This is a genomic window from Stenotrophomonas sp. YJH_SMC_130, from assembly GCF_059369035.1.
Genome location: NZ_JCAFSH010000013.1, coordinates 21,542 through 45,257 on the forward strand (window position 1 = coordinate 21,542; position 23,716 = coordinate 45,257).

At 62.6% G+C, this 23,716-nt stretch carries 23 protein-coding genes; 7 read left to right on the forward strand and 16 right to left on the reverse strand.

The window, feature by feature from the left end; all coding sequences use genetic code 11:
- The first annotated feature begins 43 nt into the window (after positions 1-43).
- From AC5P5V_RS14060 to AC5P5V_RS14070, 3 genes are read left to right on the forward strand one after another with little or no spacing between them, the layout of a single operon-like run.
- Positions 44-1,342, forward strand: coding sequence for a TolC family protein (locus AC5P5V_RS14060; protein WP_024957398.1), 1,299 nt, complete (start codon positions 44-46; stop codon positions 1,340-1,342).
- Positions 1,339-2,853, forward strand: a complete 1,515-nt coding sequence (locus AC5P5V_RS14065) for an efflux RND transporter periplasmic adaptor subunit (protein WP_005413406.1) — start codon at positions 1,339-1,341, stop codon at positions 2,851-2,853. The genes AC5P5V_RS14060 and AC5P5V_RS14065 overlap by 4 nt, the downstream gene beginning before the upstream one ends.
- A complete protein-coding gene (locus AC5P5V_RS14070) occupies positions 2,850-5,990 on the forward strand; it encodes an efflux RND transporter permease subunit (protein ID WP_005413407.1) in 3,141 nt (1,046 codons plus the stop codon). Before AC5P5V_RS14065 ends, AC5P5V_RS14070 begins: the two co-directional genes overlap by 4 nt.
- Positions 5,991-6,094: 104 nt before the next feature.
- On the opposite strand, the gene AC5P5V_RS14075 is transcribed toward AC5P5V_RS14070, so the two are convergent.
- Together AC5P5V_RS14075 and AC5P5V_RS14080 are read right to left on the reverse strand one after the other, a co-directional pair.
- A complete protein-coding gene (locus AC5P5V_RS14075; RefSeq protein ID WP_005413408.1) occupies positions 6,095-6,925 on the reverse strand; it encodes a DUF4198 domain-containing protein in 831 nt (276 codons plus the stop codon).
- A gap of 26 nt (positions 6,926-6,951) precedes the next feature.
- The gene (locus AC5P5V_RS14080; RefSeq protein WP_229298439.1) at positions 6,952-7,392 is read right to left on the reverse strand and encodes a TonB-dependent receptor; all 441 of its coding nucleotides are present in this window, start codon (positions 7,390-7,392) and stop codon (positions 6,952-6,954) included.
- Here AC5P5V_RS14080 and AC5P5V_RS14085 point away from each other — a divergent pair.
- The gene (locus AC5P5V_RS14085; protein ID WP_005413410.1) at positions 7,310-7,516 is read left to right on the forward strand and encodes an arginase family protein; all 207 of its coding nucleotides are present in this window, start codon (positions 7,310-7,312) and stop codon (positions 7,514-7,516) included. The two genes, AC5P5V_RS14080 and AC5P5V_RS14085, sit on opposite strands and share 83 nt — an antisense overlap.
- A gap of 29 nt (positions 7,517-7,545) precedes the next feature.
- Here AC5P5V_RS14085 and AC5P5V_RS14090 read toward each other — a convergent pair whose 3' ends face one another.
- The 13 genes from AC5P5V_RS14090 to AC5P5V_RS14150 form a co-directional block, all read right to left on the reverse strand.
- Positions 7,546-8,097, reverse strand: coding sequence for a DUF305 domain-containing protein (locus AC5P5V_RS14090; RefSeq protein ID WP_031269107.1), 552 nt, complete (start codon positions 8,095-8,097; stop codon positions 7,546-7,548).
- Positions 8,098-8,171: 74 nt separating this feature from the next.
- Positions 8,172-8,447, reverse strand: a complete 276-nt coding sequence (locus AC5P5V_RS14095; protein ID WP_005413412.1) for a hypothetical protein — start codon at positions 8,445-8,447, stop codon at positions 8,172-8,174.
- Between the two features lie 28 nt (positions 8,448-8,475).
- On the reverse strand, positions 8,476-10,611 hold the full coding sequence (locus tag AC5P5V_RS14100) for a copper-transporting P-type ATPase (protein ID WP_024957401.1): 2,136 nt from the start codon (positions 10,609-10,611) through the stop codon (positions 8,476-8,478).
- A 247-nt stretch (positions 10,612-10,858) separates the two neighbouring features.
- Positions 10,859-11,788, reverse strand: a complete 930-nt coding sequence (gene copD, locus AC5P5V_RS14105) for a copper homeostasis membrane protein CopD (protein WP_017354978.1) — start codon at positions 11,786-11,788, stop codon at positions 10,859-10,861.
- A 10-nt stretch (positions 11,789-11,798) separates the two neighbouring features.
- Complete coding sequence (gene copC, locus AC5P5V_RS14110; protein ID WP_005413416.1) at positions 11,799-12,182, reverse strand: copper homeostasis periplasmic binding protein CopC; 384 nt, start codon at positions 12,180-12,182, stop codon at positions 11,799-11,801.
- A 178-nt stretch (positions 12,183-12,360) separates the two neighbouring features.
- Positions 12,361-12,711 carry a four-helix bundle copper-binding protein gene (locus AC5P5V_RS14115; protein WP_012480213.1) on the reverse strand — a complete coding sequence of 117 codons (351 nt, stop codon included), beginning with the start codon at positions 12,709-12,711 and terminating at the stop codon, positions 12,361-12,363.
- Positions 12,712-12,781: 70 nt separating this feature from the next.
- On the reverse strand, positions 12,782-13,306 hold the full coding sequence (locus AC5P5V_RS14120) for a DUF411 domain-containing protein (protein ID WP_012480214.1): 525 nt from the start codon (positions 13,304-13,306) through the stop codon (positions 12,782-12,784).
- 14 nt (positions 13,307-13,320) lie between these two features.
- Positions 13,321-13,866, reverse strand: a complete 546-nt coding sequence (locus tag AC5P5V_RS14125; protein WP_223224792.1) for a nuclear transport factor 2 family protein — start codon at positions 13,864-13,866, stop codon at positions 13,321-13,323.
- A complete protein-coding gene (locus AC5P5V_RS14130) occupies positions 13,850-14,620 on the reverse strand; it encodes a c-type cytochrome (protein WP_231352090.1) in 771 nt (256 codons plus the stop codon). The genes AC5P5V_RS14125 and AC5P5V_RS14130 overlap by 17 nt, the downstream gene beginning before the upstream one ends.
- Positions 14,621-14,632: 12 nt before the next feature.
- Positions 14,633-15,901 carry a copper-binding protein CopB gene (locus AC5P5V_RS14135; protein ID WP_005413421.1) on the reverse strand — a complete coding sequence of 423 codons (1,269 nt, stop codon included), beginning with the start codon at positions 15,899-15,901 and terminating at the stop codon, positions 14,633-14,635.
- Positions 15,898-17,766, reverse strand: a complete 1,869-nt coding sequence (locus tag AC5P5V_RS14140) for a copper resistance system multicopper oxidase (protein WP_012480217.1) — start codon at positions 17,764-17,766, stop codon at positions 15,898-15,900. The genes AC5P5V_RS14135 and AC5P5V_RS14140 overlap by 4 nt, the downstream gene beginning before the upstream one ends.
- A 113-nt stretch (positions 17,767-17,879) precedes the next feature.
- Positions 17,880-18,299: a transcriptional regulator CopL gene (gene copL, locus AC5P5V_RS14145; protein ID WP_012480218.1), complete on the reverse strand. Its 420-nt coding sequence runs from the start codon at positions 18,297-18,299 to the stop codon at positions 17,880-17,882.
- A gap of 174 nt (positions 18,300-18,473) precedes the next feature.
- Positions 18,474-18,824, reverse strand: a complete 351-nt coding sequence (locus AC5P5V_RS14150; protein ID WP_043033515.1) for a helix-turn-helix domain-containing protein — start codon at positions 18,822-18,824, stop codon at positions 18,474-18,476.
- Positions 18,825-18,949: 125 nt separating this feature from the next.
- On the opposite strand from AC5P5V_RS14150, the gene AC5P5V_RS14155 reads away from it, so the two are divergent.
- Positions 18,950-19,708, forward strand: a complete 759-nt coding sequence (locus AC5P5V_RS14155; protein WP_223224790.1) for a hypothetical protein — start codon at positions 18,950-18,952, stop codon at positions 19,706-19,708.
- Positions 19,709-19,728: 20 nt separating this feature from the next.
- On the opposite strand, the gene AC5P5V_RS14160 is transcribed toward AC5P5V_RS14155, so the two are convergent.
- Positions 19,729-20,781: a DNA-binding protein gene (locus AC5P5V_RS14160; protein ID WP_021201903.1), complete on the reverse strand. Its 1,053-nt coding sequence runs from the start codon at positions 20,779-20,781 to the stop codon at positions 19,729-19,731.
- Between the two features lie 274 nt (positions 20,782-21,055).
- On the opposite strand from AC5P5V_RS14160, the gene AC5P5V_RS14165 reads away from it, so the two are divergent.
- Together AC5P5V_RS14165 and AC5P5V_RS14170 are read left to right on the forward strand one after the other, a co-directional pair.
- The gene (locus tag AC5P5V_RS14165; protein ID WP_026070029.1) at positions 21,056-22,636 is read left to right on the forward strand and encodes an ATP-dependent nuclease; all 1,581 of its coding nucleotides are present in this window, start codon (positions 21,056-21,058) and stop codon (positions 22,634-22,636) included.
- Positions 22,614-23,711: a UvrD-helicase domain-containing protein gene (locus AC5P5V_RS14170; protein ID WP_043033512.1), complete on the forward strand. Its 1,098-nt coding sequence runs from the start codon at positions 22,614-22,616 to the stop codon at positions 23,709-23,711. Before AC5P5V_RS14165 ends, AC5P5V_RS14170 begins: the two co-directional genes overlap by 23 nt.
- Positions 23,712-23,716: the final 5 nt, after the last annotated feature.

The window sequence follows — 23,716 nt, forward strand, 5'->3', positions numbered from 1 at the left end:
CGTTGCAGCGCGCTCGTTGTCGTTTCCCGGAGGTCTTATGGAGATGTCTTTCTTCTTGCGTGCAAGGCGCAAGATGGCGTGTGGGTTCGTGTTTGCCCTGGCGCTCAGTGGTCCTGTGCTGGCGGCATCGCCCGCTATCCCGATCAGCTACACAGAAGCCCTACAACGGGCGCTTGCTAACGCCCCAACCCTGCAGGTGCGCCGATCGCAGATCGATGCCAGTACCGAAGAAGCCGCGCGTGCTGGCGCGCTTCCCGACCCACGTTTGATCGTGGGGCTGGCGAACTGGCCCGTCAGCGGACCCGATGCCTTCAGCTTGCGGGCCGATGAGATGACCACCCAGCAAATCGGTCTGATGCAGGAGTTTCCTGCGCGTGCGAAACGACGTGCCGAGCACGCGTTGGCGCAAGCGACGCTGGCGCAAGCGCGCTCACTGTCGATGGCCGAACAGCAGATGGTGGCCCAAGCGGCCGCGCTGGCCTGGATCGAGCTGTGGAGTACGCAGCAAGCCGTAGATGCGTTGGAAGGTCTGCGCGAGCCGGCCCGTATAGCCGAGCGTGCGGCGCGTGCTCGCTTGGCAGGCGGCACGGCCGGGGCCAGTGATGTGCTTGCCGCCCAGGCCGCCCTACTGCAGTTGGACAATCGCCTGGAGCAGGTACATGCGGAGCACGCCGCCGCGCAGGCCGGCCTGGCGCGGTGGTTGGGTATTGCACCAGAGGCGATCTTGGCCAGTGGTGCGGCACCGGATTTTTCGCAGTTGCCATTGGAGCCCACCCAACTGCTGGCCAAACTGGACCAACACACGCCACTACTGGGCTGGGAGGCACGCGAGAGCTTAGCCCAGGCCCAGGTGGATGCGGCCGTGGCCGAAACCCGCCCGGATTGGAGTGTGGAGCTCACCTACGGACGTCGCGAGCGCGCACCCGACGGCATGGCGCGCAGCGACATGCTCATGGTGGAAGTGGGTGTGGGCCTGCCGCTGTTCCAGAAGAACCGCCAAGCACGAGGCATCGCGGCACGGCGGGCCGAGCTGGAGGCGGTGTCCGCAGAGCGCGATGAGGCCCGGCGCATCCAAGCCGAGTCGGTGCAACGCGCGATAGCGCGATGGCGCGGGTTAACCGGCCAGTTGGAGCGCCAGAACACGCAGAGCCTGCCTTTGGCGCGCGATCGTGCACGCACGGCGTTGGCCGCCTACGGCGCCGGTGCCGACCTGCAGCCGTGGCTGGAAGCGCGGCGCGATGAGATCGAATTGCACCTGGAGAACGCCCGTCTGCTGGGCGAACAGGGCCGTGCCTGGGCGGCACTGGCCTATCTGCTACCCCATGAGGAGAACACGCCATGAGCCCGACCAAGACGCGTCTCACACAGCTCGCCGTGGCCCTCGGGTTGCTGGCGCTCGGCTTTGCCGGCGGCTACGCCTGGATGACTCGAACCTCTGATACCACCCCGCCCCCCGGCACGAGCGTCGCAGATCAAGCACGCAAGGTGCTGTACTGGTACGACCCCATGGCGCCGGAGCAGCGATTCGACAAGCCGGGCAAATCTCCGTTCATGGATATGGAGTTGCTGCCCAAATACGCAGATGAGGCCATAGGGGGCGGAACGCAGATCGATCCGCGCCTGCAGCAGAACGTGGGCATACGCACTCAGGAAGTGACGGTAGAGTTACTAGGGACTGCCGTACGCGTGCCGGGCACACTGACGTGGGATCTGACCCAGGAAAGCGTGATCAGTGCGCGCATGGAAGGCTTGATCACCCACGTGCAGGTAAAGGCGCCGTTTACCGAGGTTCGTCGTGGTCAAACGCTGGCCACCGTGCAGGCCCCGGCATGGAACGCGGCCATCGCCGAAGCACATGCCCTGAGCCAAGCTCAGTCCGCGGGCGCGCGTGAGCTGCAGGGTGCGGCGCAACAACGGTTGCGTTCGTTGGGTGTTCCTTCTGGCGCCTCGGCCAGAAGTGGCGTCGTGCTTAGCGCAGACCACAGTGGTGTCGTGACCGAGATCCTGGCACGCGAGGGACAGACGGTGATGCCCGGTACGCCACTGTTCAAGATCAATGGGCTGGACACGTTGTGGCTGGAGGCCTCGGTACCCCAGGCAGCGCTGGGCACCTTGCGGCCGGGGACCTCAGTGCAGGCCACGGTCAGTGCCTGGCCGGCAGAGCGCTTTGCCGGACAGATCCAGGCGTTGCTTCCCCAGGTCGACATGGCTAGTCGCACGCAGCGGGCGCGAATTGTGCTGCGCAACCCGCAGCGTCGGCTGGTGCCGGGCATGTTCGCCGAGGTTCTGGTGCAGCCCGACGCCGAGCAGGCCCTGCCAGTCGTTCCCACGGAGGCGCTGATCGCCACCGGGCGGGACAGCCGGGTCATCGTGCAGGATCCGGACGGGAGCTTCCGGCCAGTGCGGGTGAGTGTGGGACGTAGCGTGCAAGGGCGCACGCAGATCGTGGCAGGCTTGGCCGGTGGTGAACGCGTGGTCGTCTCGGGTCAGTTCTTGCTCGACTCCGAAGCCAGTCTCTCCGGTGCGTTGGAGCGCCTGGGTGCTGCACAACCGACACGCCCTGCCAGCGCATCAGGTGTGCACGAGCGCCATGACGCCGGGCACGAACCACGCACTGTCGTGCCGTCACCGTCCAGACAGCCGGCGCCTGTCGCGCCAGACACCTCCACCTCTACGCCGCCGCGCTGCCCGGTGCAGTACTGGTATGACCCGATGGTGCCGGAGAAGCATTTCGACAAGCCGGGCAAGTCACCGTTCATGGATATGCAGTTGGTACCCAAGTTCGGCCCCGCCGCAGCCGCTGATTGCCAGGCAAGCGAGGTCATGTCCGAAGCGATGGAGGGCACACCATGATCGCGCGCCTGATCCATGCTTGCATCGCCAATCGCGTGCTGGTGCTGGTTGCCGCCGCGCTGCTGGCGGTGGTCGGTATCTGGTCGGTAAAGAACACGCCGCTGGATGCGCTGCCGGACCTGTCCGATACCCAGGTCATCATCCGCACGCAATGGGCGGGGCAAACCCCGCGCATCATCGAAGACCAGGTCACCTACCCGTTGGCCACCACGATGTTGTCCGTGCCGGGCGTGAAGGCGGTACGCGGCTTCTCCTTCTTCGGTGATTCATTCGTCTACATCCTGTTTGACGATGCCACTGATCTTTACTGGGCGCGCTCTCGAGTGCTCGAGTACTTGAGCCAGGTACGCGATCGACTTCCGCCGAATGTGAATCCGGCGCTGGGTCCTGATGCGACAGGACTGGGCTGGATCTACCAGTACGCCTTGGTGGATCGGACAGGTCAACGTGATGTGGGGCAGCTGCGTGCGTTGCAGGACTGGTTTCTTCGTTATGAGCTAAAAACCGTGCCGGACGTGGCTGAAGTAGCCAGTGTGGGCGGTGCGGTGCGCGCCTGGCAGATCCAGCCCGATCCGCAGGCGTTGGCGGCCCGTGGACTGACGGTGGCCGAGCTCATCGAGGCGGTGGATGCGGCCAACGGCGCTACCGGGGGCTCGGTGATCGAACAAGGCGAAGCCGAACTGATGGTGCGCAGCGAAGGCTACCTGCGCACACAGGAGGCGTTCGAACAGGTGCCGGTAACCGGCAACGACGGCATCCCCGTCCTGCTCGGCGAGGTGGCCACGATCAGTCGCGGGCCGGTCTTCCGTCGTGGTATCGCAGAGTTGGATGGTCAAGGTGAGGTGGCCGGCGGCGTGATCGTCCTGCGGACCGGCAAGGATGCCTTGGGGGCCATTCGGAACGTCAAAGCGCGACTGCAGGCGTTGCAATCCAGCTTGCCCGAGGGCGTGGAAGTGGTGCCGGTGTACGACCGCTCCGAGCTGATCCAGGATGCGGTACGCAACCTCACCCACAAGCTTGGCGAAGAGTTTCTGGTCGTAGCGCTGGTATGCCTGCTGTTCCTGTGGCACCTACGCTCGGCGTTGGTGGCCGTCATCACCCTGCCTTTGGGTATCCTGGCGGCCTTCATCGTGATGCACGCCCAGGGGATCTCCGCCAACTTGCTGTCATTAGGCGGCATCGCCATCGCCATTGGTGCGATGGTCGATGCAGCGGTGGTGATGATCGAAAATGCACACAAGCATCTGGAGCACTGGCGGGAGGCGCACGGCCGGGAACCTCAGGGTGAGGAGCGCTGGCAGCTGATGGCCCGCTCGGCGGCCGAGGTCGGACCGGCCCTGTTCGCCAGCTTGCTGGTCATCACCCTGTCTTTCGTGCCGGTTTTTGCCCTGCAGGCGCAGGAAGGGCGATTGTTCTCGCCTCTGGCCTACACCAAGACCTACGCGATGGCCGCCGCAGCAGGGTTGTCGGTGACCTTGATCCCCGTCTTGATGGGCTACCTGATCCGCGGCCGCATCCGCCCGGAACAGCAGAACCCCATCAATCGCATCCTGATCGCTGGCTATCGGCCCATCCTGCTGTGGGTCCTCAAACATCCCGGTGTCACCTTGCTGCTCAGCGGCCTGCTGCTAGTGCTCACCTTGATCCCCTTTAGCCGGTTGGGCAGTGAGTTCATGCCGCCCTTGGAAGAAGGCAGCCTGTTGTACATGCCCACGGCCCTGCCCGGCCTGTCCGCCGACAAGGCCCGTCAGTTGCTCCAGCTCTCGGGCCGGATGATCAAGACCGTACCGGAGGTTGAGCACGTGTTCGGCAAGGCGGGCCGTGCCGAAAGTGCGACCGATCCGGCACCGATCGAAATGTTTGAGACCACCGTGACCTTCAAGCCGCGGGATCAATGGCGCCCGGGCATGACCCCCCAGAAGCTACGCCAGGAGTTGGACGCAGCGGTCAAGATTCCCGGTCTGACCAACCTATGGGTCCCGCCCATTCGCAATCGCATCGATATGTTGGCCACCGGCATCAAGAGCCCGATTGGGATCAAGGTCTCCGGACCCGATGTGGAGCAGATCGAGCGCCTGAGCCAGCAGATCGAGCAGGTGGCCAAGACTGTGCCCGGCGTGAGTTCGGCACTGGCCGAACGCGTCACGGGTGGGCGCTATGTCGATGTACAGGTGCGCCCGGAAATCGCTGCACGTTACGGATTCACTCAAGGCCAACTCCAGCAACTGATTGCCACGGTCGTTGGCGGTGATCCAATCGGGGAAACGATCGAGGGGCGCGAACGCTATCCCATCGTCTTGCGCTACCCCCGTGGCCAGCGTGACTCGTTGCAGGCCTTGCAGGATCTGCCGCTGATCGCGCCAGGCGGTGTGCAACTGACCTTGAGCCAGGTGGCGGAGCTGTCAATCAGCCCAGGCCCGCCGATGCTCAAGAGCGATAACGGCCGGTTGGTGGGCTACATCTACGTGGATGTGGCCGATCGCGACTTGGGATCGGTGGTCCAGGACCTGCAAGCCGCGGTGCAGACCCAGGTGAGTTTGCCTGCCGGCTATGGTCTGGCGTGGTCGGGGCAGTACGAGTATCTGCAACGGGCTTTGGCACGCCTGCAATGGGTGGTGCCCGCGGCGTTGGCGATCATCTTCCTGGTCATCTGGATGGTGTTTCGCCGGCTTAGCGATGTATCCATCATCCTGCTCAGCTTGCCCTTGGCGTTGGTGGGCGGTTTCTGGTTGATCTGGGGGCTGGGCCATGCGATTTCGGTGGCCAGCATGATCGGATTCATCGCCCTGGGCGGCGTTGCGGCTGAGTTCGGCGTCATCATGCTGCTGTACCTGCGTCATGCCTGGGAGCAGCGCTTGGCCAGCGGTGCGCCGGAAGATGTGTCTACCCTGCAAGAGGCTATCTACGAAGGCGCCGTGCAACGGGTGCGCCCGAAGGCGATGACGGTAGCCGTCATCCTGGCCGGGTTGTTTCCGCTTTTCGTCGGTGCCGGTGCCGGCTCGGAGGTCATGCAACGTATCGCCGCGCCGATGCTGGGTGGCATGCTCACCGCACCGGTGCTCTCTATGGTGGTGATTCCCGCAGCGTTCTATCTAGTGCGGCGACGTGGATTGCGCGCGGCGCGGGGCGACCAATGAGAGACAGACTGAGCACTTGAGGTAAGTCCCCACAAAAAGACGCCAGTCATGGAAGAAGTCATGACTGGCGTCAAAGGGGAGAGTACCGCCTACATGCTTACTTATCAGTGCCCGGCGTGCGGGGAAATCTCAAAGCTCAGCGACGCCCGATCCGACACAAAATCCAAACCCTTTTGTGTAGAGGGCACAATGTGATTGGTGTGGATGTACCAGGTCTTGGCGGTGGTCACCTGGAAACTGGCTTGGCCTTGGGCATCGGTGCGCAGGAGCGTAGCGCTACCGTGCCCACCCTTGACCGGTGCGTCAGCACGATGACCGACGTACACGCGTAGGTTGGGCACTGGCGTGCCCTGCTGCAGCACCTGGAACGACAGCTGTTCGCCGACCTTCACGCTTCCAGGATTGCGGGCCAAGCGGATCTCCAGCGGATAGCCCAGCGAGGCAGCGAAATCGTCGGTCAGTTTTGTGCCCACCTGTCCAATGGTACGAGCATGCTTGGTATAGCTATAGGTGACCCCTTTGGGAAACTTGCTCGCATCATAGGTGGCCAGGGTATCGGGCAAGTCTTCCAACTCCAGGTACTTGCCGAACTCGCTGGCCGTACGCGTGCTGGTGGAGGCCATCGTCGAGACCCCCAGCAGATAGGTGCCCTCGCCCGCCGGATGCACGGTGAGCTGGCTCTGCTTGCCGACCTCTTTCCAACTGGCCAAGTCCGGTGCAGCCTTAGCGCCGCCCTGACTCAGCGAAACGTCCTGTAGACGCGCTCGGGTGACTGCACCTGCACTTTCATCGAAGGTGCCATTGTTCACCAACGCTGTGTTCGCCTCGCCCGCTGCGGTGCCAGGCTTGGAGAAAGCGACAAACAGGTCGTGCGCACCGGCACTGCCGGCCACAGCGAACAGCAGTAGTGTGGCGGATAGTTGCGTGTTTCTCATGATGTGTAGCTCCTCGTGATCGTGGCTTACCAGTGGTAACCAAAGCGGACATTCCAGCGACGACCCAGCAAGTCGTACGTCATGGTGTCGGTGTCGGTGTTGGGGTTGTTCTTCACGAACGGCGCCTTCTTATCGAGCACTTTTTCAACGCCGGCGGAGATATCCCACTTCTTCTTGATGCCGTAGCTCAGTTGCAGGCTGTGGTACACCACGCTGGACACATGCGAGCCGATCGTGTCGGGCACGGCGATGATGTCGTCCGCGCTGCCGATGTACTGCGCCGAATAGACGCCGGTCCAACGGTTCTTGCCCATACGCAGTGAGCCCAAGCCACGCCACTGGGTGTAGCTACCCAAGCCGCTGGTGATCTTGCCGGCGTACTCAATGGTGGTGGCCCCGGGCGTGAGCGCCCCCAACCCACGCGGGGTGAGTCTGGAGGTCCTGGAAGCCCTGCTGGATCTGGTCATGGCCTCGGGCAAGGTACGTGTGGTCGACGTGGCGGAACTGTGTCCGCCCCTGGATCCGGATCAAGCCACCGCACGTGTGGCCGCGCGTTTGATCCACCGAATGGTCAGTGCGCAGGCTCAGTGAAGTGATATCGGCTGGCAAAAGGCAGTGAGCTAATGGGAACGCTCAGCCAGCAACTGCTTCATTTGCGCGATCTCCTGTGTCTGCGAGGTAATAATGTCCTGGCAGAGCTTCACCAACTCAGGATCCTTCAGACGATTCTCCTCACACATCAGGATGGCGCCAGCGTGGTGGGGAATCATCGAACGGATGAACTGTTTGTCAGTGACCGCTGCTTGAGTGCGAATGCCCCACCAGCAGAACAGCATGAACGCCACCGTCAGACCAGCCAGAATCAGATTGCGTCGGCGATCGGGGTACATGCTGGACATTAGCCACAGCTCGATCAGCAGCATGGGAGCGGCCATCAGGCCCGCCATGTAGAACTGGTTCACGTTGTTATAGACGTTAGCCCACTGATCGACCATTGCGTACATCAATGCGTACATGGCCACGAAAGACAGGCCCATCATCAACAACAGGCGGCCGTAATGGCCTTGATGCCCTTGTTGTGCCTGGTGGGCAGGTTGGTGTGAGGCGTGCGGTTTTGCGTGCTGGGACTGCGGGTCTTGCGCGTTTTCGTGCGTACCGTGCGAAGAGGACATAACAATCTCCGTGGGAATGGCAGAACGGCGGAAGAACCCGCGAACTGTTGGAACAGCTCCCGGGCTGAGAACACTTACATACCCTTGCCGGCAGCGAATTCCTGCGGGCTCAGCTTGCCATCTTTGTTGCTATCGAGCATGCCAAAGTGCGGCGCCAGCTTGTGCTTGGCCAGTTCTTCCTTGGACAGCGAGCCGTCCTTGTTGGCATCGAGCTTGGTGAAATCGGCATCGGCCGCCGCCGGCTTGTGCTGACCGTGGTCGGTGGTGGGCGTGGTGGTCTGGCCGCCGGCGAAGGCCGCGCCCGCCATCAGGAACAAGGCCATCATCGAGAGGGAGGCATAACGCTTCATTGCAGTACTCCTTGTGGGATATGAGCCATCAGTGACAGGAATGGCCGCGCGCAGGCTCATCGGCGCGGTCAGGGTGGGGGGTGGCAACAACGGTGGAGCCGGACAAACGCAGGGCATTGGTGACCACCGAAACCGAGCTCAGGCTCATGGCCAGGGCCGCCATCATCGGACTGAGCAAAAGGCCGAAGCTGGGATACAGCAAGCCGGCGGCGATAGGCACGCCGATGGCGTTGTAGACGAAGGCGAAGCCCAGGTTCTGCTTCATATTGGCCACCGTCAAAGACGAGATGGCACGGGCTTGCACGATGCGCCTCAAATCACCCTTGACCAGGGTGAGCTGGGCGCTGGACATGGCCACATCCGTGCCCGTCCCCATCGCGATGCCCACATCGGCTGCCGCCAGGGCCGGCGCATCGTTGATGCCATCGCCAGCCATGGCCACGCGACGACCCTGGGCTTTGAGTTGCTGGACCAGGTCGGCCTTGTCCTGCGGCTTGACGCCACCACGCACATCCTCGATGCCCAGCGTGCGCCCCACGGCCTCGGCCGTCGCCTGTGCGTCACCGGAGGCCATCACCACGTGCAGGCCATCGGCACGTAGCAGGTTCAAGGCAGGCAAGGTCGTGGCTTTGATGGGATCAGCCACCGCAATGGCGCCGGCCAACCGACCATTGACCGCCAGGAACATCACGCTAGCGCCTTCTTTCCGAAGACGCTCGGCGCTGCTTTGCAAAGGTGCTACATCGGCGCCAACCGACGCCATCAGGCTTTGGTTGCCGAGCACGACATCCTGATCGGACACGCGCCCGCGGACGCCTTGGCCGGTGAGCGAATCAAAATCTTGGGCGGCCACCAGGTTCAAGCCACGTCGCTGGGCTTCAGCCACGATGGCCTCGGCCAAGGGGTGCTCACTGCCCTGCTCCAAGCTGCCGGCCAAACAAAGGATCTGATCGGCGTCGAAGCCGGCGTTGGAGAGCGTGTCGCGAAAGGCTGGACGCCCCTCGGTCAACGTACCGGTCTTGTCCACGATCAACGTGTCGATCAGACGTAGCTGCTCGATCGCCTGAGCATCGCGGAACAGGACCCCGACCTGCGCAGCGCGGCCAGTGGCGACCATGATCGACATGGGGGTAGCCAAACCCAAGGCACACGGGCAAGCAATGATCAGAACCGATACGGCATTGAGGACGGCAAAGGTCCAGGACGGTTCGGGTCCAAACAGACCCCATCCGAAGAACGTGAGCACCGCCGTGGCCAGCACGGCCAGGACAAACCAGTACGCCACCTTGTCCGCCATACGCTGCATCGGCGCGCGGGAGCGCTGGGCTTGGGCTACCAACTGCACAATCTGCGCCAGTACCGTCCCGGATCCGACTTTGTCCGCCCGGATGACTAAGGCGCCCGTCCCGTTGAGCGTGGCGCCTATAACGTGATCACCGACAGCCTTCTCCACCGGAATGGGTTCACCGGTCAGCATCGACTCATCGACACTGGCGCGGCCTTCGATGACTTCCCCATCGACCGGCACCTTCTCGCCCGGTCGTACGCGAAGCAGATCACCCACGTGCACGTGATCCAGCGCAACGTCCTCTTCGCCCCCATCGGGTTTGACGCGGCGAGCCGTCTTGGGCGCCAATCCCAGCAGGGACTTGATGGCCGCCGAGGTTTTGGAACGCGCCCGCAGTTCCAGCAGCTGTCCGAGCAGGGTGAGCGAGACGATGACCGCTGCCGCCTCGAAGTAGACCCCTACCCGTCCATGCTCGCGGAAAGAGTCCGGAAACAGGTCCGGTGCCACGGTGGCCACCACGCTGTAGCCAAACGCGGCGGCCACGCCGATGCCGATCAGCGTCCACATGTTGGGGCTGCGATTGCCGATGGACTGTAGGCAGCGCTCAAAGAAAGGCCACCCCGCCCAGAGCACCACCGGGGCGCTCAGCACGAGCTCAATCCAGGTGCGCGCCTGCGTGGACAAGCCGGGCAGACGGTGTCCCAGCATGGCCAAGACCAGGACGATCAACGTCAAAGGCAACGTCCACCAGAACCTTCGGGTGAAATCGCGTAACTCTGGATTGTCGTCCTCCTCCAGCGAGGGCATCTCCGGCTCCAGCGCCATGCCGCAGATCGGACAGGTGCCGGGACCTGGCTGACGAATCTGCGGATGCATCGGGCAGGTGTAGACCGTGGCGTGGGTACCGCTGGGTTGGGCCACCGCTGCTGGGGCGGTCACTTCAACTTGCTGGGGAGCATCGTCCGTATAGCGGACGGGATTGGTGATGACCCGTCCATCCGCAGCCTCGACAGGGGCTGCGCCTGCAGAATGGTGATGGTCATGGGACGACGGTGAGTTCATGCCGATGCTCGCTTTAGTGGGGATGGACTGCCAAGGCAGTGTGCCATTGCGGGTTACACAGCTATTCGGGGCTGAGCGTCCCGAGCACTGAAACAACAATCAGGATCAAGATGGCCAGCGCGGCCTCAGCCGTAACACTCTGCCGCAAAGCCCGCACCTCCTGCGCGGGATCTCCGCTGGTCAGCGCTCGTTCCAAGCGCGGCACCAGCGTCCATCGGTGCAGCGCTCCCAAACCCAGCATTCCAGCGAACAGGGCCAGTTTGAAAAGCAGCAACTTCCCGTAGGTGCTCTGGAACAGGGCCGAAAACGACCACGCGGTGAGATCCCCGTAGTGCGCGATGCCGGACACGATGAGCGCACCAACGAAGATCGTTCCCAGCGTCGAAAAACCATGCAGAAAGTCATGCGTTGATCGCAGACGCCCGCTGCCGTTCGTCTCTTTGCCGCGCAGCAGCATGGCAAGGAACATCAGGACCGCTGCGATCCAGCCGCCTGCCGCGAGAAGATGGACGATGCCTGCAGCAAGCCGGACCGCGCCTGCCAAGCCCTCGCCAGCGGCGGCGTGGCCGTTCCATGCCAGCGAAGCGAGTGCGCCGCCCGCCAGCATCGCCCCCAGCGGGAAGGCGGTCTCCACCTTCCCGCGGCGACGATGCCATCCGAGCACGAACATCAGGGCGACCAGCAGCGCGCCTCTCGCCATGGCTGCCCGGCCCGCGGACGTCTCGAGCAGATACCAGCCAAGCGATGCGCGATCAACCTCGGCAAGCGGCATTCCCATGATGCCCGCGGTCTTGAAGACGACATCGAGCCCGGTGAGCACGAGACCGGCTACGGCACCCGCCAATAGAACGCCCATGAGTGACCACCCGGCCAAGGCGTCGGCGAGTGCCGATCGACGCGACCCGTACCAACCGAAGAGTGGAACCCCGAAAAGAACCATGATGACAAGGTATTCCAAGAATCTCAGTGCATAAGCCGACAGGTCGAACATTCGCGACTCCTCAGCGCACCGTGAAGCTGAAGCTGCCCGGCATGGGGTGGTTGTCACCACCGACGGCGCGGTATTCCACGGTATAGACGCCCGGAGCCAGCGGTCCAGGCAACTTGGCACGCAGGGTCTTGCCGTTGTTGACGATCTCGGTCGTGAAATTCTCGATCGGCATGGTGGAACTGCCGTGCTTCATGAGCAACTTGAGACGCGACGCCCGCGGAATCAATGTCTCGTTGAACACGAGATCGATCTGGCCTGGCGAGGCCACCACCGCATTTGCCGCCGGTGTGGACTGCTGCAGCGCGGCGTGGGCGTGCGCGACCTGCAGCGAAAACTGCCCGGCCGCGATTGCGAGGACGAGCGCGAAGGAGCGAATGACGTTGGACGACTTCATATGGATAAATCCTCATTGGAATGTGATGCAAAGCCCGTTCGGGAGGGGCCGCGCTGTGTTCGATGCGACAAGCGTTAGATGTCGGACTGTCACTGAAACCACGATTTGTCGGATTTTCTTGATACTTCCGCTTTCGCGAGACGAGGATCCCACCGGCTCAGGCGGGATCCTCGACGCATTACGCTGCCATGGCGCTGCAGCTTTCCGCGCAGCGGCGACAAACTTCGGCGCAGCGCGTCATCTCAGGGTCGTTCATGGCGTCGCATGCATCGGCGCACTGGCGGCAGATCTCCGCGCAGGCACCGCAAACCACGTCGTGAACGCTGGCACCGCGCAGCATCGCGTCGGCACTGGTTGCGCAGGTATCGGCACACGTCGCCAACAGGGCGATGTGCTCCGGGGCCGCGTGAACACCTCCTTTGGTCAGGCAGTAGTTGATGGTCTCCAGGCAGATCGCATGGCATTGCGTGCAGTTGTCGATGCACTCGTTCATGGCCTGGGGCCGGTGTGCTGCGGAATGGTGAGTCATGTAGTTCTCCTTCTTCCTCGCGGGCGAGAATCGGCGCGCCCGCAACACCGTCCCCTGTTGCTGCGACGGATCAGTGCTGTGCGAACGGTTCAGTGGTTCCGTCGCGATGTATCAGCTCGACCGTGAACGGCTGCTGGCGTCCCTCCGGGACCTCCATGCCCGGAGAACCAAGCGGCATCCCTGGGAGGACCAGGCCGCGTGCGTTCGGCTTTTCTTCGAGGAGACGCTTGATGTCCGCGGCCGGAACGTGGCCTTCGATGACGTATCCGCCGATCTCGGCCGTGTGGCAGGAGCCCTTTGCATAGGGGACACCCAACCGCTCCTTGACCAGACCCAGGTCATCCATGTCGTGCACATCCACGGTGAATCCCGCCTTCTGCACGTGGTCGATCCAGACACCGCAGCACCCGCAGGTCGGGGTCTTGTGGACGGTCATGCGTGGCAGGGCTGCTGGAGTCGCGTCGGCTGATTGGACGACAACCTGTGCGGAGGGCGAGGTTGTGGGTTGCGCGGATGAAGCATCCTGGGTGCAAGCACCCAGACCAGCCACGGCAAGGACCACAAAAGTCAGACGGTGCAATGTGAGCGTAGTCATTTCAATCTCTCGACTCAGCGCTTGGTCCGCGAGGACCAGTGGATGTGGACGATCCGCCAGCCGTCCGCGGTCTCCTTCAGCACCATCGTCTCGTCGCTCTGGACGGTCAGTGGCTGGCCGTCCTTCTGGGCATGCAACTCGCTTTCGGTTCCGACCCACGCGAACTCGCCAGCGGCTCGTGCGCGCTGACGGAGCAGCTGGCGATGGGCGCCCTTGAGGAACGCCGCATCGCTGACTGCGTGATGGCCCATGTATTCCTCGCGGCTGCGTTCGGCGCCCCCGGACTCGAGGATGAGAACGTCGGCAGCGAGCAGGGCTTCGACCGTGGCCAGATCGCCGCTAGACAGGGCCCTGTTGAAACGCTCCGCTACGGCGACCGCGGCCTCTGCAGTGACTGGGACGTCGACGTCCGCAGATGCCGCGGCAGCGGGGTGATGTGCGTGCGGCTGTGTCGCCTGCGCCATTGCGGGGGACACGACGGCCAGTGCCAGTGCGAGGGTGAACGAGATTGCTGTTGCGTTCATTGCGTGGGCTCCAAGAAGATCAATGGGGGTGCGCATGGCCGTCATCGGCCACGGGCGTGTGTGGTGCAGGGTGCGACTCCACCTTGCCGTCGGGATGGCCGTGGCTCACCAACCCGACTTCCGTGTCGCTGGGTGTCGGGCCGTGGTGATCGTCGTCCACGCCCGGCGGGTGCGCATGCGGCATGGAGTTGTTGCCCGGCTCGAATAAGGCAGGGTGATCCTCGGCCTTTTCGTCGTCATGGTGGCCTTGCGTCTCGCCGCCGCCATGCGAATGGCCCTCGCTGCTGTCGACAAGTTCCTTGTACGCAGTCGCGTCCAGCGTGGGCAACTTCTGCAGGAAGGCCGACATGTTCCATATGAACTCATCGTCCATGCTGCCGCCCCAAGCGGGCATGCCGCTGGCCTTGATGCCGTGCTTGATCACCCAGAACGCCTCAGCTGGAGCGACCGGCTGTTTGCTTAGGTTCGGTGGCGCGGGGTACAGGCCCTTGCTCATCTCGTTGGCCGCCGCGTCTGGTGAAAGATGGCAGGTCACGCACATGGCGTTGTAGTTGCCCGCACCCTGGCGGATACGCTCAGGATCATCAAGGTTCGTGGGTAGCTGAAGCTTGGCGGCGCGCACCTCAATGGAACGCTCGCGCGCCGTTTCAAGTAGCGCATACACCGGGCGACTATGCGGATCGTCGGCGGCCACGTTGTACACGCCCAGAGAGAGCGTGGCGGTTGCGACCACCGCAACCAATGCCACGCCGGCACCGAGCCATACCCACATCTTTTTGTTGGATTTCATTGTCAGTTCCCCTTAGAACCAGGTACGAAGGCCGATGACCAAGCGCGTGTCTTCAAAGGACTCGCCATGCTCGCGTCGCATGTCTGCGGTATTGCCAAACGCGCGCTCGTACACCACGCCGATGTAGGGAGCGAACTTTCGGGTGAACTCATAGCGAAGTCGTAGCCCCGCCTCAGCGGCACTCAGACCCGAACCTATCCCGCGCAATGGATCGTTCTTGCCATAGGCGGTGACTTCCACCAGCGGCTGCAAGATCAGCCGGTTGGTTAGCAGCAATTCGTACTCGGCCTCGACATTGGCGGCAGTCTGGCCCCCTTCGCCGAGATAGGCTGTGGCGGACACTTCGAACTTCATCGGCGCCAAGCCCTGTACACCGATAGCGGCGAAGTTCTGCGATGCCCCAGGCTTGAAGTCATGACGCACACCGGCCACCACATCCCACCACGTGGAGATACTGCGGCCGTAAAGCACTTCCAGATCAGCCGACTCGGTCTGACCATCCGTGCGTTCGCCTTCACTGCGGAGCCAGACGCGATTGAGGTCCGTACCGATCCAGCCCTGGCCCTCCCAGCCCAGCCCGGTGCCCGGATCGGCATCCCAGGTTTCCAGGCGATTGAGCAGCACGTAGCTCTTGATCGAGTTGTCATGCACCGGATGCGCGTGTTCCGGCGCGATGGCCGCCTTGCGATCCGCGTCCGTCACCGCGGGAATCGGGGTGCGCGGCTGCGTTGGCGCTGCAGGCCCGTGTCCCATCTGACTGTGGTCCATGCCCTCCATCGATTGCATTCCCGCTTCTGGTGTAGCGGGCGCGGGCGAATCATGGCCCATCTGCGAATGGTCCATCCCCTGCATCGCAGGCGTGGCCGTGCCGGAGGTGTCGGCTGCAGCGGGCTGTGCCATCTGACTGTGATCCATGCCCTGCATCGACTGCGCCTGCGCTGTGGGCGCCGCAGGTGTGCTCGCGGGCGAGCCGTGCCCCATCTGCGAATGGTCCATGCCCTGCATGGCAGGCTCGGCTGCGTTAGCCTGCGGCTCGGCGTGGCCCATCGCCGCATGATCGATCGTCGCTTCGCTCGTCTTGGCCGGTGTTGCAGGCTTTTGGGCTGGCGCAGGTTTTGATGTCGGTGCCTGATGTGCAGAGTGATCCTGAGTCTGGGTCTGCGCGCCCTGCTCCATCTGCATGGAGCCGTGCTGCATAGATTGGGCGCTGGCCGCATTGGCCAGGGCCAGCGAGATAGCCGTCAGCGCAGTCAGGGTGGTATCGCGTCTATTGATGTTCATTCGTCGACCCTCACCGTGCGCATCATTCCGGCTTCCATGTGATAAAGCAGGTGGCAATGGAACGCCCAGCTGCCCAACGCATCGGCACGCACGCGATACGTGCGTCGGCTACCTGGCGGCATATCCACCGTGTGCTTGCGCACCATGAAGTTGCCGTTGTCGTCCTCCACGTCACTCCACATGCCGTGCAAATGGATGGGATGGGTCATCATCGTGTCGTTAACCAATACGATGCGCATACGCTCGCCGTAGTTCAGCCGCAGCGGCTCGACATCGGAAAACTTCTGACCGTTGAAGCCCCAGGAGAATTTCTCCATGTGTCCGGTCAGATGCAGCTCGATCTCGCGACCGGGGTCGCGTCCGTCAGGGTCTTCAAAGGTGCTCTTGAGCATGGAATACGTCAGCACATGACGGCCGTTATCGCGCAGGCCATTGCCCGGATCATCCAAGCGCGAACTCACGCTCATGGCTTGGTTGTCCAACAGGGGATTGTTGGTCTCGCTAGCAGGGTGTGATTGCATGCCCCCGTGCTGCATGCCTGCCATGGCACCATCGCCGGCGGCGGGCATCGCATGGCCTGCATGGGCCGAGGTCGCGTTACCGCTGACAGGTGGGGTCATGCCAGGCATGCCCATGGCCGCACCACAGCCGCCTTCCATGCCCTTGCTGCCGCCAGACATATCCATCGACCCATGATCCATGCCCATGTCTGCCATCGTCAGCAGCGGCCGGGGATCCACAGACGGAACGGGCGCGCGTAATCCTTCGCGCACAGCGAGCGTGCCGCTGATGTAGCCGGTGCGACCGGAGTCTTGGGCAAAGATGGTGAATGCGTCCTGCCCGGAGGGCTCCACGATCACATCGAAGGTTTCTGCTACCGCGATGCGGAACTCGTCGACGGAAACCGGATGGACATACAAGCCATCTGCCGCCACCACGGTCATCTTCAGCCCCGGAATACGCACATCGAAGTACGTCATGGCAGAGCCATTGATGAAACGCAGGCGCACCTTCTCGCCACTGCGGAACAAACCGGTCCAGTTGCCCAGTGAGGTCGTGCCGTTCATCAGGTAGGTGTAGGTGTTGGCGTTGACGTCGGACAGGTCCGTGGGCGTCATCCGCATCACGCCCCACATCTTGCGATCTTCCAACGTGGCCGACAGGCCGTTGCGCTTCACATCGCGCGCAAAATCGCCGACCGTGCGCTTGTAGTAATTGTCATGGCCCGGCATCTTCTTCAAACGATCGAACAGGGCCGTCGGGTCCAGGTCTGTCCAATCGCTCAGCATCACGACGTAGTCGCGATCGAAACTGAAGGGCTCCGGCTCCAATGGGTCGATGACGATCGGGCCATAGAGCCCGGCTTGTTCCTGGAACCCTGAGTGGCTGTGGTACCAGTAGGTTCCGCCCTGATGCAGGGTGAACCGGTAGTGGTAGGTCTCACCACGTCCGATACCGTCAAAGCTCAGACCCGGCACGCCGTCCATGTTGGCCGGCAAAATGATGCCGTGCCAATGGATGGAGGTGTCCGCGCCATGGATGGAGTTAGCGGGCAATGCATTAGAGACGCGCAAGTTGACCGTGGTGCCTTCCCGCCACCGCAGCAACGGCGCCGGAACGGACCCGTTGACCGTGATCGCGGTGCGGGTCTTGCCGGTGAAGTTCATCGGCGTCTCGCCAATGGTCAGGTCAAACTCAGTGCCCGATAGTACGTTGGGTTGTCCCGGCCCCTTGAGCGCCCAACTGGCTTTGGGCCAGAAACCTAATCCTGCGACTGCGCCTCCCAAGGCCAAGCCTTGGACAAATCGCCGCCGCGAAGGCAGCAGCGGTCCACCGCGTGGACCACGAAAATCATCATGCGACATGAAAATGCTCCAAGCGTCGTGTTGCCACCGGCGGGCGGTGGTACAGAGCGGGCGGCTGGCCTAAACAGGCATGCAAGCCACACCAACGGCGCCATTGCGGCGCCTAGGGACGCTTAGCCGATCGGTGGTCGGATCAGATGAGGCAAGGCAGGTGCCGCATGCCCTAGGGGCAGCGGCATGACATCCAGGCCCAAGGCCAGTTGCACCGAAACATGCAGGCGCGCAGGAAGTGCGCTCGCGCAAGCGTGTACGCAGGCGCACCGGCACGCAGAAGACTTGCAACAGTCGGGACCGGCATGGTCGCCATGCCCAGTGCCAGCCTTTTCAATCGATGTGGCATCGGGATGATGCTCAGCACTGTGATGGGCGAAGCAGTCTTCGTCGACTTGCACCGCGGCAGCCACTTCGCTGGCCTGCTCTTCCATGACCGGGTTCATACTGACGGACGCAAACGCCGACCACGCGCCGTTAAGCACGAGCATGGCGATCAGGAACAGTCGCAGTAGAAGTGAGGAGGCTGACACGGGCGACATGGTATATCACTTTAGACAAGGCGCGTGTGTATCGGTCGTGAACAAAATCTCAAGTAAGCCTGAGATGTCGCGACTTGTCAGTCGCACTAGCCGCGGACACTGCAGCTCCCTCCAGAAGCGCCCAAAGGGCGGGTTGAGGCGAAGAGTTGCCCATAGGGCGAGCGCTTGTTCGGTTTACTTCTCGGGCGTGGCCTCGATCAGCTTCACCAACTCGCGCTTCTGCTGCTTGCTTAGCGAGCCCCAGCGCAGGAGCAACTTGGCCAGCAGATCATCGTCGGTGTAAAGGAAGGCGGCGGGGATCCCCAACGCTTGGGCCAACCGCTCAGCAATCTCCAGCATGGGCTCGTGCTTGCCACGCTCGTACTGGTTGATTCGGGGGCTGGCCACGTGAGGATCCAGACCGGCCCGGATGCCCAACTCCTTCTGCGACAAACCCGTGTGCAGGCGGGCTTGTTTGAGGCGTCGAGCGAAGGTCGGTGTTGAGTCGACGGACAAAGTCACGCGCGCACCCCATGGAGACCCCATAAGGATGGCGGATGTACCCAGCCTTGCATACTAAGATATTCTTAGCTTTGAGGCAACCGGCGACACCGGTAGCGCCGCCCCCCCCCCCCCAGGAGCCACGCCGCTCCCTCATCCCCGGAAACCGCATGCCCGGAACCTCGTCAATGACGCCATCTGGGGTCGCCAGCATCGAGGAGTTGGGCCTTCGTGGCACCCTTTTCCTAGCCGCACTGTTAGCCGCGCAGCTACGACGCCTACCGGTGGCGCCCACACGCCGCTCCACCTTGCTGGTGCTGGACACGCTGCGAGACTTGGCCTTGATCCAAGTTCCCTGGCCAGCGGATCGATGGCAGATCCGCCCCGATGCCGAGGTCACGCCCATCGAAGATCTGCAATGGGCTTTCGCCTGGTCTACCCACGAGCGCAGGCACCTGCTCCCGGTGCTGGAAGACCAACTCGGCGATATGGCACACGATGTAGACTTGGCGGACGCGAAACTGGAGCTGTGGGATGAACTTGCACTCTGGGAGACCGAGCAGTTTCTGGAGCAGCAATTGCTCAAACATCACTTCGACCCAGGCTGGGCACGTGATGTGGGGTTCGTCTTTCAATCCGGACCGCGGGGCTTGCCGATCGCGCGGTGGCGTTACTGCTGCTGGGCGGCGGTACGCCAAGGTGCCTCGGTGGCGATGCGTCTTGGCGTGCACGACAGCGCCCATGTGCGGGAAGCCATCTTTCAGGAGGTCCAGAAGCGCCTGCGCTACCTGATGACCAGTTCGCCCGAGCAAGGCATGTTCAAGCCCTATCATTTGGCACCGGAGTCCTCAGTAGCCAAACTGTTTGTAGATTGGGTCGTCCCTATGGAATGGGCGTACTGGACAGGTGAGCGCCACCCCAGCCGCTAGCAGACAAACGAGCAGCCTCGTCAGTCGGCTCCCCCATCTTGCGCATGGCCGCGCCGAGTTTTCTTCACCGCATTTTGTGCTGGCGTCAGTTGATTCAGTAGAGGCTCTAGCGCTTCAAGACGTGCATTGGCACGCAACGCATCGGCTTCAGCGCTCTCGCGGCGCTCACGCTCCCGCGCAAGGGTGTCTTGAACTTGAGCTAGCTCGTTGCGCATGGTATCCAAGGTCTTGGCGTCAGTCTTCCAGCGCTCCTGCAGTGCCAAATAGTCCGTCGCGGTCTGGCGCAACGCCACGACCTCGCTGTGTTGGCCTTCGTGGGCCTGTCGTAGCTGGGCAAGCTCACGCTCAATCCGCCCGTGGCGCTCCAGCCATTGACCATTGTCGCGGTTCAGCACCAACAGCTCCTGATTCTTCGCGCCCAAGGCTTCATTGGCCTGACGTAAGGCTACTTGCAGCTCTTGGACCTGATGCTCGTGACGGCGAAGCTCTTGCTCACGCTGCTCTTTGGTTGAAGTGCGGTAGTGCTCAAGCGCTTCCCGGGCATGGGCATGCTTGTCCTCCAGAGAACGCGTATGCGCCTCATGATCAGCCAGCCGCACCGTCATGCCAGCGATGCGCTCGTTCAACTGGGCGATTTCCGCGATCCTGTCACCTAGATTCTGTTGAAGGAGGGCGTGAGCAGCTTGCTCTTGGTGCAGGCTTGCTTCGGTGCGCTGCAGCCGACTGCTCAAGGCGGCAGCCTCCTCTTGGGCACCGGAAAGCGCCTGTTGCCGACTGTGGAGCTCAGCCTGATGGCGCTCACGCTCCTGGGTGAGGATGGCCTCTGCTTCCTCCTGGAGCCGCGAGGCCAAGCGCGCAACCAAGTCCTGCAAAGCATCACTAACGGCTACCGTCCTCGCCGGACCGCCGCCTTCCTCTCCTTCCAGTTCACGCAAGTAGCGGTGGATCGTGGTCTTGGAGCCCGTGTTGCCCAAGGCCACTCGCACCGCGTCGACTGACGGCTTCTTGCGTTGGGCCAGCAGCGCGTCGCGCGCCTTCTGGACGTCACTCTTATAGAGTCCTGCGCGCGCCATCGTGCCACCTCACTTTATTTCGTAATGTATTACATACCATGTAATTACATACTATTAAAGCAGGTAGACGACCGCTCGTCGGCGAAAATAGTTATACGGGATAATATTGAATTATCCCGCGTAAGGCGGATTCTGACCCTTCCCGGCGTCCCAAGCAGTACGAAACCGCCCAGGGCCGGCGATCGCTGGGTAGTATGGCCCAGAGCGGAAAGGAGGCCAGCCAGGGTGCAGGCAGGCTCCGCCACCGAGCCCGTTGGCCATCATAGGACTGTGCATGCCGATCGAACGTATCGTCATCGACAACTTCAAGTCGTTTCGCCATCTGGACCTGCCCCTCAATGCCCACATGAACCTGGTGGTGGGCGACAACGAGGTCGGTAAATCCACCCTGCTGGAGGCCATCCACGCGGTGGTCACCGGCCAGCTGCATGGGCGCAATCTTGCCTACGAGCTCACGCCCTACCTGTTCCACCAGCCCACGGTGCAGGAGTACTTGGGAGCGCTTGCCACGGGCACGCCGGCCTCGCCGCCACGGATCTCCATCGAAGCCTATCTGGGCGCCGACGCCGCGCTGGCGTCGTTACGCGGCACCAACAACTCCCTGCGTCTGGATACCGCCGGCATCCGGCTGCTGGTCGAGCTCAACGACGACTACCGCGAGGAGTTCAACGCCTACCTGCAGCAGCACCAGGGCGCGGTCAGCCTGCCGGTGGAGTACTACACGGTGCGCTGGTACTCCTTCGCCAACAATGGCGTCACCGCCCGTAGTATTCCGTTCGACTCGACCATCATCGACACGCACGGCATCAAGACCTTGTCCGGTGCCGATCGCTATATCGCCGGCATCATCGAGCAGGCACTGACGCCTGCGCAGCGCGTCTCGCTGTCGCTGAGCTTCCGCCGCATGCGGCAGAGCTTTTCCGAAGAAGCGGATGTGGCAGCGATCAATGCCTACTTGACCGAGCACACCGGGGACATCAGCCACAGGGCATTGACGGTAGGCGTGGACACATCGCCGCGCTCAACGTGGGAAACCAGCCTGTCACCCTACCTGGATGAGCTCCCGTTCACCCAGGCCGGCAAGGGCGAGCAAAGCGCGGTGAAGATGAAGCTGGCGATGCACGCGGCCGGCGCGGCTCACGTGCTGCTGATCGAGGAGCCGGAGAACCATCTGTCCTATTCCAGCATGACCCAGCTGATCGACAAGATTGCGGCCCTCTCCACCGCCCAGCAGGTGATCATCGCCACCCACAGCAGCTTCGTGTTGAACAAGCTGGGCGTGGACAACGTGATCCTGTTCAGCGCGCAAGGCCAGATGAAGCTGGACCAGCTGCCCAGCGATACCCACGACTATTTCATGAAGCTGCCGGGCCACGACACGCTGCGGTTGATCCTGGCCAAGCAGGCGATCCTGGTGGAAGGCCCTTCCGACGAACTGATCGTGCAGCGTGCCTACAGTGACCATCACGGCGTGGCGCCGATGGCTCACGGCGTAGACATCATTTCGGTCAAGTCGTTGGCATTCAAACGCTTCTTGCAGATTGCCGATCGACTGAGGATTCAGGCCAAGGTGATCACCGACAACGACGGTGATATCGCAGTTGTGCAAGAGCGCTATGCCGAGCACATCAACGCGATCTATTACGATTCCGACGAGAGCGCCCCTTCGCTGGAAGAGCAGCTGATCAAAGCCAACTCGCTGGCCGAACTCAATACCGTGCTGGGCAAGGCCTTTGCCGATGAGGTGGCGCTGCTCAAGTACATGAAGGGCCATAAGACCGATACGGCCTTGGCGATTTTCAATAGCCCGCACTCGATCAGGTTCCCGGACTATGTCCAGCGTGCCATCACCTAACCGGGTCCTGCTCTCGGCAGCCGGCTCGGGCAAGACCACGTTGCTGGTCCGGCAGGCCTTGGAGCGACCTGAGCGCCGCATCGCGATTGTCACCTACACGCTGGAAAACCTGGAAGAGATCCGGCGCTCGTTTGAGGCCCACGCAGGCGCGGTCCCCGCGCATGTCACCTTGCACAGCTGGTATGGCTTTCTGCTGCGCCAGTGCATTCGCCCGTACCAGGCTGCGCTTTGCCCTGAGCCTCGCATCGAGACCATCCTGTTCGTAGAAGGTGTCACCAACAACCGCGCCCCACGCACCCAGGTGGCGCGCCACTACCTGGCGGGCAACCGGATGTATTCGGACCGAGCGGCCGATTTCGCTGTGCGCTGCGATGAGCTGACCCAAGGCCAGGTCGTGGCGCGATTGGCGGCGATGTACGACGAGCTCTACATCGACGAAGTCCAGGATCTGGCCGGCTTTGATCTGGATCTGGTCGAACGGCTGTTGAAGAGCGAGATTGCCATCACGTTGGTAGGCGATACGCGCCAAGCCACGTATGCGACCAACTATGCGCAAAGGTACAGCCAATACCGTGGTCCGAATCTGGCAGCGCTGTTTCAGATTTGGGAGGCCGACGGCTTATGCCGGCTGGATCACCGCCTCACCAGTCTGCGCTGCGTCCAGGCCCTGTGCGATATGGCTGACACGCTCTATCCGCAGATGCCGCGGACCCAATCAGGCAATGGCGAGGTCACCGGACACGATGGCATCTACCTCGTCGCTCCAGGGGATGTGGCCGCGTACATGCAGGAGTTCGCCCCCACCGTGCTCCGGCATGACCGGCGGCAGGCGTGCGACGGACTGCCGGCGGTGAACTTTGGGCAGTGCAAGGGCCGCACCTACAGTCGGGTCCTCATCTTTCCGAACGGGCCGTTGACGCAGTACCTGCGCACGGCCGATGCAGCGCGTATCACCGCGCCGCCGAAATACTACGTGGCCTTCACCCGGGCGCGGCAAAGCGTGGCCTTTGTGTATGCCGGCGCGTGCGCGTTGCCGGGTCATCAGCTCTATGCGCCTGCCAGCGCAGACGCATAGAGCCA